Annotated in this window: 12 protein-coding genes; 9 read left to right on the top strand and 3 right to left on the bottom strand. The window is 72.1% G+C overall.

Annotated elements, in window-relative coordinates; genetic code table 11:
• Positions 1–14 precede the first annotated feature (14 nt).
• Together ABZ249_RS26220 and lexA are read right to left on the bottom strand one after the other, a co-directional pair.
• The gene (locus ABZ249_RS26220; protein ID WP_355267977.1) at positions 15–1085 is read right to left on the bottom strand and encodes an alpha/beta hydrolase; all 1071 of its coding nucleotides are present in this window, start codon (positions 1083–1085) and stop codon (positions 15–17) included.
• A gap of 223 nt (positions 1086–1308) precedes the next feature.
• Entirely contained in the window at positions 1309–2034 is a 726-nt protein-coding gene (lexA, locus tag ABZ249_RS26215) for a transcriptional repressor LexA (protein WP_355267974.1), read from the bottom strand.
• 541 nt (positions 2035–2575) lie between these two features.
• Between lexA and nrdR the strand changes: the two genes are divergently transcribed.
• The 7 genes from nrdR to ABZ249_RS26180 all read left to right on the top strand — a co-directional run bounded on the left by nrdR (position 2576) and on the right by ABZ249_RS26180 (position 10082).
• Positions 2576–3064 carry a transcriptional regulator NrdR gene (gene nrdR, locus ABZ249_RS26210; RefSeq protein ID WP_220559688.1) on the top strand — a complete coding sequence of 163 codons (489 nt, stop codon included), beginning with the start codon at positions 2576–2578 and terminating at the stop codon, positions 3062–3064.
• Positions 3065–3156: 92 nt separating this feature from the next.
• Positions 3157–7239 (top strand): vitamin B12-dependent ribonucleotide reductase, encoded by a 4083-nt coding sequence (locus ABZ249_RS26205; protein WP_355267970.1) that lies wholly within the window; start codon positions 3157–3159, stop codon positions 7237–7239.
• 49 nt (positions 7240–7288) lie between these two features.
• A complete protein-coding gene (locus tag ABZ249_RS26200) occupies positions 7289–7606 on the top strand; it encodes a hypothetical protein (protein ID WP_355267967.1) in 318 nt (105 codons plus the stop codon).
• A gap of 73 nt (positions 7607–7679) precedes the next feature.
• Positions 7680–8096 carry a prevent-host-death protein gene (locus ABZ249_RS26195; protein ID WP_355267964.1) on the top strand — a complete coding sequence of 139 codons (417 nt, stop codon included), beginning with the start codon at positions 7680–7682 and terminating at the stop codon, positions 8094–8096.
• Positions 8093–8518 (top strand): cytotoxic translational repressor of toxin-antitoxin stability system, encoded by a 426-nt coding sequence (locus ABZ249_RS26190; RefSeq protein ID WP_355267961.1) that lies wholly within the window; start codon positions 8093–8095, stop codon positions 8516–8518. Before ABZ249_RS26195 ends, ABZ249_RS26190 begins: the two co-directional genes overlap by 4 nt.
• Before the next feature lie 84 nt (positions 8519–8602).
• Positions 8603–9616, top strand: coding sequence for a hypothetical protein (locus ABZ249_RS26185; RefSeq protein WP_355267958.1), 1014 nt, complete (start codon positions 8603–8605; stop codon positions 9614–9616).
• 37 nt (positions 9617–9653) lie between these two features.
• Positions 9654–10082: a CBS domain-containing protein gene (locus tag ABZ249_RS26180; RefSeq protein ID WP_220559692.1), complete on the top strand. Its 429-nt coding sequence runs from the start codon at positions 9654–9656 to the stop codon at positions 10080–10082.
• Between the two features lie 14 nt (positions 10083–10096).
• On the opposite strand, the gene ABZ249_RS26175 is transcribed toward ABZ249_RS26180, so the two are convergent.
• Positions 10097–10393 (bottom strand): hypothetical protein, encoded by a 297-nt coding sequence (locus ABZ249_RS26175; protein WP_220559693.1) that lies wholly within the window; start codon positions 10391–10393, stop codon positions 10097–10099.
• Between the two features lie 272 nt (positions 10394–10665).
• Between ABZ249_RS26175 and ABZ249_RS26170 the strand changes: the two genes are divergently transcribed.
• Both ABZ249_RS26170 and ABZ249_RS26165 read left to right on the top strand, forming a co-directional pair.
• On the top strand, positions 10666–12429 hold the full coding sequence (locus ABZ249_RS26170; protein ID WP_355267954.1) for an SPFH domain-containing protein: 1764 nt from the start codon (positions 10666–10668) through the stop codon (positions 12427–12429).
• Entirely contained in the window at positions 12430–13875 is a 1446-nt protein-coding gene (locus ABZ249_RS26165; protein WP_355267951.1) for an SPFH domain-containing protein, read from the top strand.
• Positions 13876–13891: the final 16 nt, after the last annotated feature.

Raw genomic sequence — 13891 nt, 5'->3', positions numbered from 1 at the left:
CGGTCCGCCGCCGGTCACCAGGCGGTGTCGACGAATTCCGCCAGCGCCGGGGCGACCTGTGGGGCGAAGGGGCGCTCGGCGTCCAGCACCGTCGCCCCCGGCCCGTCCTCGTAGACGCGGAAGATGTGGTCGGCGTCGGGGATGTCCACCCGCTCGGCCTCGGGCAGGCCGGTCATCAGCCGGTCCACCTCCTCGCCGGTGATCTGGGCGTCGGCCTCGCCCCACAGCACCAGGACGGGGGTGTCCTCGGGCAGTTCCGCGGCCAGCTCCACCGGGTCCATCCGGTCCATCCGGGCCAGGAACCCGGTGTTCTGCGGCGAGTACAGGGTGCCGACGACGCCGGTGAGGTCGTCGGGGACCTCCCGGCCGCCGCGCACCGCGGCCCGACCGGCGCGGGCGTCGGAGAGCATGGTCACCGCCTCCGTCTCGGTGAGCTGCCCCGCCGCCTCGACCGCGCGCACCTGCTCGGTGAGCTGGCGGTCCAGCACGTCCAGGTAGCGGTCGCCCACCGGGGCGGCCAGCACCAGGGCCGGTGCGGCGTCCACCAGGGTGTGGGCGCGCAGCGCGTAGAGGGAGCCCTCGCTGTGCCCGACCACCGCGGTGCGGGCCGGGTCCACCTCGCTCTGCCCCACCAGCGCCTCGTAGGCCGCGGCCATCTGGGCGTCGAACACGTCCGGGTCCACCGGGGCGTCCGGGTCGAGGCCGCCCAGTCCGGTCTCGCCGCTGCCGAGCTTGTCGTAGCGCAGGGAGGCCACCCCCGACTCGGCCAGGAGGCGGGCGAAGTTGAGGTTGGTGTTCGCGTCGGGGCGCATGTCGGCGTTGCCGTCGCGGTCGGTGGGGCCGCTGCCCGAGACGATCAGCGCGCCCGGTACCGGGCCGGACGTGTCCGCGGGCAGGGTGAGGGTGGCGAACACCTCGATCCCGTCCACGGTGAAGCTCAGCTCCCGCTCGGAACCCGCCACCCCGGGCGGCGGGGCGGCCTCCTCCTCGGCCGGAGCGCAGGCGGAGGTCGACAGCAGGGCCGCGGCCGCGGCGACCGCCACGGCGCGCCCTCGGACACGCGGGAAGACGAGGGAAGCGAACACCCCCATAGCCTAGGCGCCCGGGAGGACGCCCGATGCCCCGGGCGGCCCGGAGCGGCGGGGGCCGCCACCCGTGTCCGGGACGGCCACCGGCCGCCGCCGCGGCGGCCCGCCGGTCGCACCCGTGGCCCCGCACGGGTGCGACATGTCCCGTACCGCCCGCGGACCCGCGCCCGGCGCCGCCCGGCGGGGCGGACCGGCCGGGGGACGACCGGGGGCGTACCGCTCAGACGCGGCGCATCACGGTGACGACCTTGCCCAGGATGGTGGCCGCGTCGCCGTTGATCGGCTCGTAGGCGTCGTTGCGCGGCATCAGCCACACGTGCCCGTCCTCGGTGCGGCGCAGCACCTTGACCGTGGCCTCCTCGTCCAGCAGCGCCGCGACGATGTCCCCGTTCTCGGCGTCCGGCTGCTGGCGGACCACCACCATGTCCCCGTCGGTGATGGCGGCGTCGGTCATCGAGTCGCCGACCACGGTGAGCATGAACAGCCGGCCCTCGCCGACCAGCTGCCGCGGCAGCGACAGCACGTCCTCCACCGACTCCTCGGCCAGGATGGGGCCGCCCGCGGCGATCCGCCCCACCAGGGGCACCCGGGCGGCGTGCGCCGGGTCGGACTCCTCGGCGGCGACCAGCGCGCGCACCCCGGGGCGGCCCGGCTGGCGCAGCTCCACGGCCCGCGGCCGGTTCTGGTCGCGGTACAGGTACCCCTTGCGCTGGAGCACCTTGAGCTGGTGCGCGACGCTGGAGGGGCTGGACAGGCCGACCGACTCCCCGATCTCCCTGATCGACGGCGGGTAGCCGCGCTCGCGCAGGTACCGCTGGATACAGTTCAGGACGCTCTGCTGGCGGGCGGTGAGCTTGGGCGCCTCCTCGGGCGCGCCCGCCTCGCCCACGGGCGCGAGAACGGTGGTGGTTGCGGAATCCAGGGGTCCGGGATTCTCCTCCGGCACGGCCGGCCTCCTCGGCATCGGTTCGGTCAGGGCCTGCTTGCACGACTGGCCACCACCGGTCTGCGACCGCTCCGGACCCTGTGTCCACGTGATGGCGAAACCGGCGTGAAATCAAGGCCAACGTTAGTCGTTGCGCACGGTGATATCAAACAAGCGTTCGAGGCCTGTGGGCAATTGCCGAGAGGATTTTCCGCGGCGCTTTTCCGGCCTCACTTACGTGTGTACACGTGTTCACGTCGCGTCGCCCCCGGAATGGCGGAAGATGTGCCGTCGGGTTCGAGAACGGGGGGATGCGGGGCGGATCACCCCCGGGCAAGGGCTCGACCGAAAACCCCGAGCCGCGCCGTGGAAGGGGATTCGCGGCGATATCCTGGGCGGCGCGCGGCTGTGACACGCGGGGCGCGCGAAAGTTGCGGTTCGTCCGACCCTCCGACTAGGTTCGACCACAACATCTGGTGTCGCTGTTTGAGGCGTCGGCCCAGGAGTTGTGGTTAAGTAGACCCAGGGTTGTCAGTTCGGCGAGGGAAGCAGGTGAGCCGGGATGCACTGTCCGTTCTGCCGCCATCCGGACACCCGGGTGATCGACAGCAGGTCCACCGACGACGGCGCGGCCATCCGCCGCCGCCGTTCCTGTCCTGCCTGCGAACGCCGTTTCACCACACAGGAGACCGTCCTGCTGATGGTCGCCAAGCGCTCCGGCGTCACCGAGCCCTTCAGCCGGACCAAGATCATCGCCGGGGTCCGCCGGGCCTGCCAGGGCCGCCCGGTCTCCGAGGACGCGCTGGCCAAGCTCGGCCAGCAGGTCGAGGAGGAGATCCGCGGCCGCGGCGTCGCGGAGGTCCCGGCCCACGAGATCGGCCTGGCCATCCTGGGCCCCATGCGCGACCTCGACGAGGTCGCCTACCTGCACTTCGCCAGTGTCTACCGCGGTTTCGAGAGCCTCGCCGACTTCGAGGCCGAGATCGCCAGCCTGCGCAGCGACCGCGAGGCCGAGGCCCGGGCCAAGGAAGAGGCCGACACTACGGCCTGACGCACCGCTCCCCGGGGGCGCCGAGGGAACGCCCCCGAGCGACGGTTCCGCGCGCGGGCCGCGCCCGCGCCCTATCTTCGGGGGACTCCGCCATGACGGAAACCACCAGCGGATCGACGGGACGCAAGGGCAAGGGGAGGCGCAAGGGGCTGAAGATCCCGCGGATCTTCACCACCGAAGGCGTTCATCCCTACGACACCCTGGAATGGGAGCGCCGGGACGTCGTCATGACGAACTGGCGCGACGGAACGGTGAACTTCGAACAGCGCGGGGTCGAGTTCCCCTCGACCTGGTCGATGAACGCCACACAGATCGTCGCCGGGAAATACTTCCGGGGCGCGCTCGGCACCCCGGAACGGGAGTGGAGCCTCAAGCAGCTCATCGACCGGGTCGTCGGCGTCTACACCCGCACCGGCCGCGAGCACGGGTACTTCGCCGGCGAGGCCGACGCCGAGGTCTTCGACCACGAACTCAAGTACGCGCTCGCCCACCAGCTCTTCAGCTTCAACTCACCCGTCTGGTTCAATGTCGGAACCCGCGCGAAGGCCCAGGTGAGCGCCTGCTTCATCCTGTCGGTCGACGACACCATGGAGTCGATCCTCGACTGGTACAAGGAGGAGGGGATCATCTTCAAGGGCGGCTCGGGGGCGGGGGTCAACCTCTCCCGGATCCGCTCCAGCAGGGAACTGCTCTCCTCCGGGGGCAGCGCCTCGGGGCCCGTGTCGTTCATGCGCGGCGCCGACGCCTCCGCGGGCACCATCAAGTCCGGCGGGGCCACCCGGCGGGCCGCCAAGATGGTGGTGCTCGACGTCGACCACCCCGACATCGGGGAGTTCATCGACACCAAGGCGCACGAGGAGCGCAAGATCCGGGCGCTGCGCGACGCCGGGTTCGACATGGACCTGGGCGGCGCCGACATGGCCAGCGTCCAGTACCAGAACGCCAACAACTCGGTGCGGGTCTCCGACGCGTTCATGCGCGCCGTCGAGGACGGCGGGCGCTTCGGCCTGGTCGCCCGCACCACCGGCGAGGTCGTCGACGAGGTCGACGCCAAGGCCCTGTTCCACCGCATGGCCGAGGCCGCCTGGGAGTGCGCCGACCCGGGCGTCCAGTACGACGACACCATCCAGGACTGGCACACCACCCCCGAGTCCGGACGCATCACCGCCAGCAACCCGTGCTCGGAATACCTCCATTTGGACGATTCGTCCTGCAACCTGGCGTCGGTCAACCTGCTCGCGTTCCTGCGCGAGGACGGCACGTTCGACGTCGAGGGGTTCACCCGGCTGACGGAGCTGGTCATCACCGCGATGGACATCTCCATCACGTTCGCCGACTTCCCCACAGAGAAGATCGCCGAGACCACCCGCGCCTACCGCCAGCTCGGCATCGGCTACGCCAACCTCGGCGCCCTGCTCATGGCCACCGGCCACGCCTACGACTCCGAGGGCGGGCGCGCCGTCGCCGCCGCGATCACCTCGCTGATGACCGGCGTCGCCTACCGGCGCAGCGCCGAGCTGGCCGGTGTGGTGGGCCCCTACGAGGGCTACCGGCGCAACGAGGCGTCCCACATCCGGGTCATGCGCAAGCACGCCGCCGCCAACGGCGCCCTGCGCACCGTCGGCGCCCTGGAGGAGCCGATCCACGCCGCCGCCACCCGCGCCTGGGCCGACTGCCTGGAGACCGGCGAACGCCACGGCTGGCGCAACGCCCAGGCGAGCCTCCTCGCGCCCACGGGGTGCCTGACCGGGGACACCCTGGTCACCACCGACCGGGGGCTGACCCGGCTGACCGAGCTGGGCGATGTGCGCGGCCCCCGTTGGCAGGACCTGTCCGCCACCGTCTCCACGGACGAGGGACCGAGGCGGGCCACGAAGTTCTACGTCAACGGCGAGGCGCCCACCCGCCGCATCGTCACCGAGGGCGGCTACCGGCTCCAGGGAACGCACACCCACCGGATCAAGGTGGTGGACGCGGACGGGGCCTGGAGGTGGAAGCGCTTCGCGGACATCGCCGAGGGCGACCTCGTCCCGCTGCAGCTGGGAACCCTCGTCGGCGTCCCGCGGAACGTGGCGCTGCCGGTCCTGGACCAGGCCTACTACACGGGCGACCGGGGGGTCACCGTCCCCGACACGGTCGATGAGGAGCTGGCCGAACTCGTCGGCTACTTCATGGGGGACGGCAGCCTGCACGCCGAGGGGATCCGGCTCTGCGTCGCCGACACCGACGAGGACGTCGTCGAACGCCTGGCCGTCCTGGCCAAAGACTGCTTCGGGCTGGTCCCGAAGGTGACGCGCAGGCAGGGCTACCTGGAGGTCCTGCTCTCCTCGGTCCGGCTGGCCCGGTGGTGGAAGGCGGCCGGGTTCGCCAAGGGATCGCCCGGACAGGACCACACGGGCAAGGGGTGGACGCCCCGGGTGCCCTCGGCGGTCCTGGAGGCCAACGACCCCGCCGTGTACGCGGCCTTCCTGCGGGGCCTCTTCGAGGCCGACGGCACAGTGCTCGAAGGGGTCCCGAGCCTGTCCACCGCACACGACGCTTTCGCCGGGGAGGTGCGCACCCTGCTGCTGGCCCTGGGCATGGCGACCACCACCCGGACGACCCGCAGCGGCCTGGGCGGGGACCTGTACATCCTCCGGCTGCGCAACCTCGACCACGCCCTGCGCTTCGACGAGGCGGTCGGCTTCCTGGGCGACCGCAAGAACCGGCTCGTGGCGGACCTGGAACCTGACCGCGCGCCGAAGCGGGACCGGATCGTGCTGCCGCGTGCGGTCTGGGACGACCTGGTCCCGCCGGGGCACCCGCTCCGCGGCGACGTCCTGCAGGCCCTGCGCAAGTACGCGGGTGTGCCCCGCCGCACCGCCTCGCTGGTCCACGCCGAGACGCCGGACACCCGTCTGGGGCGCGCCCTCGGGTACCTCTTCGAGCGGGTGGCGGCCAACGAGGACGGGGGCGTGCAGCCCACCTACGACCTCTCGGTCCCCGACAACGTCACCTATGTGGCCAACGGGCTTGTCAGCCACAACACCATCGGGTTCATGATGGACTGCGACACGACGGGGATCGAGCCGGACTTCTCGCTGGTGAAGTTCAAGAAGCTGGTCGGCGGCGGGTCCATGCAGATCGTCAACCGCTCGGTGTCGCGGGCCCTGGAGCACCTCGGCTACCAGCCCGAGCAGGTCGAGGCGGTCGTCGAGTACATCGCCGAGCAGGGCCACGTGGTCGACGCCCCCGGCCTGCGCGAGGAGCACTACCCGGTCTTCGACTGCGCCATGGGCCGCCGGTTCATCGAGCCCATGGGCCACGTGCGCATGATGGCCGCCGTGCAGCCGTTCCTGTCCGGGGCGATCTCCAAGACGGTGAACGTGCCGGAGGAGGCCACCGTCGAGGACTTCGAGCACATCTACTTCCAGGGCTGGAAGCTCGGCCTGAAGGCGCTCGCCGTCTACCGGGACAACTGCAAGGTCGGGCAGCCCCTGTCCACCGCGAAGAAGGAGCCGCAGGAGGCCGAGGCGCCCGCGCGGCCGGTGCGGCGGCGGCTGCCCAAGAAGCGCCCCAGCGAGACCACGTCGTTCTCGGTGGGCGGGGCCGAGGGGTACATCACCGCGGGGTCCTACCCCGACGACGGGCTGGGCGAGGTGTTCATGAAGCTCGGCAAGCAGGGGTCCACCCTGGCCGGGGTCATGGACGCGTTCTCGATCGCGATCTCCATCGCCCTGCAGTACGGCGTCCCCCTGGACACGTACGTGGAGAAGTTCACCAACATGCGGTTCGACCCCGCCGGGATGACCGACGACCCCGACATCCGCATGGCGCAGTCGGTGATGGACTACATCTTCCGCCGCCTGGCGCTGGACCACCTGCCCTACGAGGAGCGGGCGGCCCTGGGGGTGTTCTCCGCGGCCGAGCGGCAGGCGCAGCTGGCGGGGGAGGACCCGGCGCAGGTCGCGGCGCAGGTGGAGTCCTACGCCCAGTCGGCGCCGACCGGCGAGCGGGAGCCGCGGGTCGCGCCGTCCGCGCGGGCTGACGACGCGCACTCCACCACGGAGGTGGTCGAGCGCGCGCAGGGGTTCGTCGCCGACGCCCCGCTGTGCGTCACCTGCGGGACCAAGATGCGCCCGGCGGGGAGCTGCTACGTCTGCGAGGGCTGCGGCTCCACCAGCGGCTGCAGCTGAACCCGGGGTGCCCCCTCCGCTACGCTCGCGGTGAGCGGAGGGAGCACCCATGGCGCGCACCGCCCACCACGCGCGGATCCACCGGGAGGGCAGGCCGCTGGCCGCCCTGCGGTACGCCCGCGGCCGCCCTCCGGAACGCGTGGTCCGCCGGGTGCGGGTCCACGAACTCGCCCGGGTCCTCGTCCGGGACGGGTCCCTGGCCGTGGAGGCGGCCGTCGCCGAGCGCCGCGAGCGACGCCGCGCCCGCCGGGCCGCCGGCCTGGCCCGGCACGCGGCCACCGCCGACGGGCGCCTCGTCCCCGACGCCGCCGAGGAGGTCCTGTGGCCCCCCGGCCGCCACCGCCGCGGCGCCCTCTGGTCCGTCTGAGCCCTTCTACGTACGCGGCGTACGCGACGTACGTATAATGGGCCAGGGTTCGCCGACATCACCGGAGGTCTTCATGGGCGCGGTCCACTACGACAGCTACACCGAGGCCCGGGACCACCTGAAGCTCCTGCTGGACGCCGCGGAGCGCGGCCGGGTCGCCACCGTGCGCAGGCACTCGGCCAGAGCGGCCGTCGTCGATGTCGAGCGGCTGCGCCGGTACCTGACCGCGGTCACCCCGTGGCGGGCCGAGGTGGTGGCCGAGGGCGGCGGATTCTCGGTGTTCATTCCCGGGGTGCCGGTCGCGGCCGAGGGGGCCACACTGGAAGAGGCGGCCGCGGAGATGGTCGACGCCCTGCGCGAGTACGCGGAGGACTGGCAGGACCGCCTCCTCGATGCCCCCAACCACCGGGACAACTGGGCCCTGGTCCAGCTCGTCGAGTTCAGCGACGACCGCCAGCTGCGCGCCTGGATCCTCGGGGAGGCGCCGTGACCTGGCCGCCCCCCACACGTGACGACCACGAGCGGTTCTGCAAGGCGGAAGGGTGGGCGCCGGTCAGGGACTCCCGCGGCCGGAGCGGTACCCACCACGTCACCTATGAGCTGGTGCTGCCCGACGGGCGGGTGCTGCGGACCCGCATCTCCCGCCCCGTGGACCGCACCGACTACGGCAGGAGCATGTGGGCGCACATCCTGCGGGACCAGCTGGGGGTGACCGAGGCGGTGTTCTGGGCGTGCGTCCGCGACGGAACGCCGCCCGACCGCGGATTCCCCGCCCCGGCCGCGGAGCCGCTGCCCGCCGAGCTGGTCCACCTCCTCATCACCCGGGTCGGCGTCCCCGAGGGGGAGATCGCCGGAATGAGCAAGGACGAGGCGGTGGCGCGCATGCAGAGGTACTGGACCGAGGGCACCTGAACCACGTCCGAACGCCTTGTGCGGGGCGGGGCGGCGTGGGATCATCTCCGCCATGATCAACGGAAGCGAGTCCACGAACGCGTGGTGAGCCCGGCGCCCGGTGCCGGGATCCCCTTGTACGAGCACGCCCTGCGCCTGCACGCCCGCATCCCCGATCGTCCTCTGGAGCCGCAGAACGACCCCTTCCCGGAGGGGGCGATGAACCTGCGCCACGCACAACGCGGCCGGATCGGGATCGACGCCGCCGAGGCCGTGCGCGCCCACCTGGCCTGGCCGGACCTGCACCCTTGCTACCTGGGGTGGGCGGTGCGCGAGGTGGCCGTGCCGATCTTCCGGGACGAGCGGATCGCCGAGGCCGTGCGCGAGGCGGACCCGGCGCACGCCCGCCGGACGGGCCGCTGGCTGGTCCGCCGCGCCACCGACGTCAACTCCGTCCTCATCGGTCTGGCTCTGCTGCTGGAGAGCGCCGAACCCGCCGACATTCCGCTGGTACAGACGATCGCGCTGTACCCGGAGACCTTCGGCCCGCTGGCCTACCGGATCCTGGAGCGGCTGCCGGACGCGACGGCCTCCCTGATCTGGGCGGCCGAGCGCTCCCAGGGGTGGGGGCTGGTGTACGCCGTGAAGGCGCTGCTGCGCCAGGACACGGAGGAGGCGCGGCAGTGGCTGCTGCGCCGCCCGGCGGACGGCGATATCGCCCAGGGGTACTTCGCGCACGCGGTCCTGGCCGGGACCCGGGCGCACGAAGAGGTGGCCCGACCCGACGCCGACCCCGCCCTGGTGGACAACACCGGCCTGTTCCTGCTCACGCTCACCCACTGCCGGGGGATGGGCACCGACCTGCTCGGCTACGCGCACGCGCGGGTCGCCGTCACGGCGTTCTTCGAGCACGTGTCCCGGCTGGGGCCCACGTCCGCGAGGTTCCGCGCGGTGCAGGAGCTCACCCGCCACCTCCACGCGAACACGCCGGAGAGACTGGGCTGGGACCCGCGGCGGGCGCGCCGCCTGGGGCGCGCTCTGCTGGCGGCATGGGCGGGCCCCACCGAGCCCGTCCCGTGGGGCGGACACCGGTGGTTGGGCGCGCGGGGCGGCGGGTAGCCCTTCAACAGCGACACGCCCGCGGAAGGTGGACCCCATGCTGATCGCCGCGATCCTCCGGACCAAGGGACCCGACGTGGTGCGCGTCCCGCCCGACGCGACCGTCGCGCTGCTGCTCACCGAGCTCGCCCGGCACAACATCGGCGCCGTCGTCGTCACCGACGGCGACCGCCTGCTGGGCATCGCCTCCGAACGCGACGTGGTGCGCGGCCTGGAGCGGCACGGCGCCGACCTCCTGGCCGCGCCGGTCTCCTCGATCATGACCGCGGACGTGGTCACCTGCACACCGCGCGACACCGTCGAGGAGATCGGCGAGACCATGACCCGGCGCCGGTTCCGGCACGTCCCGGTGGTGGAGGGCGGCCGGCTGGCGGGCATCGTCAGCATCGGCGACGTCGTCAAGAGCCGGGTGCGGGGCCTGGAGTACGACCGCGCCCAGCTGGAGGCCTACATCCACGGCCGCTGACGCCCCGCCCGCGGTCAGTCGCGTTCGGCGGCGACCGCGACGGCGGCGGTGGCCGCGGTCACGCCCAGTACGGCCGGCCAGGAGCCGATCTTCTTGGCCAGCGGGTGGGACAGCCCGAACGCCGCCACGTAGACGCCGGTGAGGGCGACGGCGGTGCCCAGCCCGGGGCCGCGGCGCCAGGTCTCGAACGCGGCCGCGCCGAACCCGGCCAGGACGGCGCCGCCCAGCGGCCGGTTCCCGGTGGCCCTGGCCACGGTGTAGCCGCCGATGAGCCCGGCGGTGGTCAGGACGGCGCTCGGTACGGCGGCCATGGGAGCTCCTCGTGTTCGGGGACGGTACGCGCGAACGACGTTATCGCCCGCGTCCCGGGGGTGCCATTCGGCACGCTCCCGACGCGGGGTGATCACCGTACGGCCACGCTCCGGGGGCACCTCTGGGTTCCGGGCATCACATATGCGAAGGTCGGAACCATCCGCTATGGCATTCGCCCCACAGGAACCGCCGTCGACCTGGAACCGGTCCCCGATACGCGGCGTCGAAGCGGATAGTTCCCAGACATCTCCGAACCTAGGAGTTCCCGCCCATGTCGTTCGCGCAGACGGTGCGCGGCGCTGCCGCGGCGGTCGCCCAGGGAGGCGACCCGCGGCAGGCCGTGACCGACGCCCTGCAACAGACCTCCAGGCAGGTCACCGAAGGTGGTGGACTCGACCCGAGCGACTTCGTCGCCGCCCGCGACCAGGGCGGTTCCGTGGGCACTCGGATCGAGCAGAAGACCGCCTCGCTCAACAACGCCGGCGAGGCCATCAACCGCAGCAGTTACGAGCGCGGCCCCAACGGCCCGGTGCACGTGGTCTGCCCGATGGTCATCCCCCGGGGCCGCACGTTCGTCACCATGCTCCCGGCCGTCGCGCTCATCGCGCTGGGCCTGGTGGGCGCCCTCCTCGTCCTCCTGCCGTACTCCCTGGCCGGCGGCAACGCGCTGCTCAACCCGTTCTTCGGCCTCCACTACTGGATCATCACCATCGCGATCACCGCCTTCATGTGGTGGCGCCAGGGCATGGTCATGGTGCCGGAGGGCTGCGTCGCCATCGTCACCCACTTCGGGCGGATGGAGCGCATCTACCCGCCGGGCCTGGTGACCCTGTTCAACCCGTGGAAGCGGGTGTCCTACATCGTGAACGTGGTGCGCGAGTACCCGTTCAACGCGCCCATCCGCTCGGCCCCCACCAAGAGCGGGGTGCAGGCGTCGGTCGACCTGTTCGTCCAGTTCCAGATCAAGAACCCGGAGGGGTTCGTCTACACGCTGGGCGGCGTGCACGGCTTCCAGGAGAAGCTCAACAACGCGATCAGCGAGACCACCCGCAGCCTCATCTACGAGCAGGAGGCCTCGGCGATCTACGACCTGGTCGGGGAGAGCACCCAGGGGCTGCTGGCCCAGCTCAACCGCCAGTTCAGTGACATCGTCGTGCTGACCAGCGCCAACATCACCCACGCCGAGCCCTCCAGCCAGGAGTACCGGATGGACCTGGCGGCGTCGGAGATGGTGCGGGTCGCCAAGGACGCCTACACGTTCGAGTACGAGCTGCAGCTGCGCAAGGAGCAGAACGAGGGCGACCTGAACAAGGAGCTGGCCACCCTCAACGAGACGCTGTCGGCGATCCAGGCCGACATCGCCCAGTACCAGGCGCAGATGGACACCGCCCTGGAGCGGGAGACCAACCGCGCCCGCGCACTGGCCCGCCAGCGCTTCGTGGAGGCCGAGTCCGAGGCCAACGCCAACGCGGCCCTGCTGCAGGCCCAGGCCCTGGACATCCGCGCGGTCAGCGCGGCCGAGGCCCCGGAGATCCTCAACTACCGGTTCCGCGAGAGCCTGCTGGACAAGCTCTCGGAGGTCGCCGACAGCCTGCCCCAGGTCCTGCGGATCGGCTCGGGGGACGCGGCCAGCGTCGACTACCTGCGCATCGCGCAGGAGATCATCGGCCAGGCCGACGCCGCCCTGTTCTCCCAGGAGGACATGGAGGCGATCCGCTCCCGCCTGGGCGAGATCAACGCCCGCATCTCCGAGCGCCAGGGCGAGATCGACGCCCTGCTGCGCGAGGACGGCGCCGGACGGGAGCAGGCCGCGGCGGACGCGCAGGCCCCCGGCGAGGACCTGGTCGAGGAGATCCGCCAGTCGGTGTCCGACCAGGCCATCGACGAGCGGCTGGCCGAGGCGCGCGACGCCGAGTCGGCGCCGCAGGGGCCGGCACCGGACGCCCCGCCCGCGGCCGAGCCCTACGCCGACCCGCAGGACCCGCCGCTGCCGCCGTGGTCCCAGGGACCCGACACGTTCGAGGGAGGCCGCTAGATGAGCCAGCAGGTCAATGTCAGGAGCGGCTCCAGCATCAAGGAGTCCCTCTCCTCCTGGAGCGATCTCGCCGGGCTGCTGCGCGGCGGCGACCAGGGCGCCGTGGTGCCCGTGGTCATCCCCAAGGACAACCGCGGCCTGCGGTGGATGGTCCTGGTGTGGATCGGGCTGTTCGCCCTCACTTCGGGCCTGGTCATGTCCATCAACGTGGCGATCGAGGGCGAGATGGCCGCGCCGATCAACGAGTGGCTCGTGCTGCCCGCCCTGTTCGTCGGCGTCATCTCCATCGTGGTGGCGGTGCTGTGGTGGTGGCGCAGCTCGATCATCGAGATCGAGCACGGCACCCAGGGCATCCTCACCAAGTACGGCAAGGTGCAGAAGGTCATCGCCCCGGGCCGCCACTACCTGTGGCACCCGTGGAAGCGCGTGGACTACGTGGTGGACACCAGCACGGAGATCCCGTACACCGCCCCCGTGGTGGCCTGCCCGACCCGTGAGAACGTGCCGCTGAAGTCGATCGAGTTCTTCCTGAAGTTCCGCATCCACGACCCGCAGCGGTTCGTGCTGTCGATCGGCGCCAGCAACTTCGACCTGGTGCTGTCCAGCGCGGTGCAGGACGCCATCCGCCAGCGCAGCCGCCTGGTGCGCACCGAGGCCGCCTACGACCTGCGCGGGTCCAACGTCGAGGACATGCGCACCCTGCTCAACCAGCAGCTGGAGAAGTACGGTGTGGTCATCACCGGCTGCAACATCCCCGACGTGCAGCTGCCCAACCAGTACCAGCAGCACCTGGCCACCCGGGAGCGGGTGTCCAAGGAGCTGGTGGCCTACGAGCAGGAGTGGGAGCTGACCCGCAAGCGCCGCATCGACACCCTGCTGATGGACATCGAGCGGTCCAAGAAGGTCCGGGACGCCAAGATCGTCGAGGTCAACGCGTCCCTGAACAAGGCCCGCAAGGACGTCGCGCAGATGCTCCAGGAGCAGGAGACCGAGGCGCAGCGGGTGCGCTACGAGATCGAGACGCGCGGCCGGGCCGACCTGGTCGCCGCCGAGAACGAGGCCAAGGCCCAGCAGCGCCTGGCCACCGCCTACCGGGACAACAGGGCGGTGCTGGAGTACGAGCTGGCCCGCCGCCGCCTGGACGTGGGCGCGACCCTGGCCGAGCGCGCCCCGCGCCCGGTCGTGGTGCAGACCGAGGCCGGGTCGGGGGACTCCTCGGCGCTGTCGACGCTGCTCACCGCGCAACTGCTGCCGCAGGTGCTGGGCAACGGCGCGCGGGCCGCGAGCGCGACGGCCAAGGCGGTCGAGGGCCTGGAGTCCGCGCGCGGCGCGGTCGCCGCCGCTGCCGCCCGCCAGCAGCAGCTGGCGGACGAGTACCAGGAGCAGCAGGACATCGCCATGCGGCACCAGTTCGAGAACGGGGAGGGGTTCGGCGGCCGCCGCTGACCCGTACCCCCTGAGA

This window comes from Nocardiopsis sp. NPDC006139, assembly GCF_040614155.1.
Classification (GTDB): domain Bacteria; phylum Actinomycetota; class Actinomycetes; order Streptosporangiales; family Streptosporangiaceae; genus Nocardiopsis; species Nocardiopsis changdeensis.
Note: the sequence above shows the minus strand (reverse complement) of the source record. Positions and strands in the feature narration are given on the sequence as shown.

Excerpts from the sequence above, each read along its gene's own strand:
- ABZ249_RS26200 (WP_355267967.1), top strand. The coding sequence starts at position 7,289 with ATGGCGCGCACCGCCCACCACGCGCGGATCCACCGGGAGGGCAGGCCG.
- ABZ249_RS26205 (WP_355267970.1), top strand. The coding sequence starts at position 3,157 with ATGACGGAAACCACCAGCGGATCGACGGGACGCAAGGGCAAGGGGAGG.
- ABZ249_RS26180 (WP_220559692.1), top strand. The coding sequence starts at position 9,654 with ATGCTGATCGCCGCGATCCTCCGGACCAAGGGACCCGACGTGGTGCGC.
- ABZ249_RS26165 (WP_355267951.1), top strand. The coding sequence starts at position 12,430 with ATGAGCCAGCAGGTCAATGTCAGGAGCGGCTCCAGCATCAAGGAGTCC.
- ABZ249_RS26175 (WP_220559693.1), bottom strand. The coding sequence starts at position 10,393 with ATGGCCGCCGTACCGAGCGCCGTCCTGACCACCGCCGGGCTCATCGGC.
- ABZ249_RS26170 (WP_355267954.1), top strand. The coding sequence starts at position 10,666 with ATGTCGTTCGCGCAGACGGTGCGCGGCGCTGCCGCGGCGGTCGCCCAG.
- ABZ249_RS26195 (WP_355267964.1), top strand. The coding sequence starts at position 7,680 with ATGGGCGCGGTCCACTACGACAGCTACACCGAGGCCCGGGACCACCTG.
- nrdR (WP_220559688.1), top strand. The coding sequence starts at position 2,576 with ATGCACTGTCCGTTCTGCCGCCATCCGGACACCCGGGTGATCGACAGC.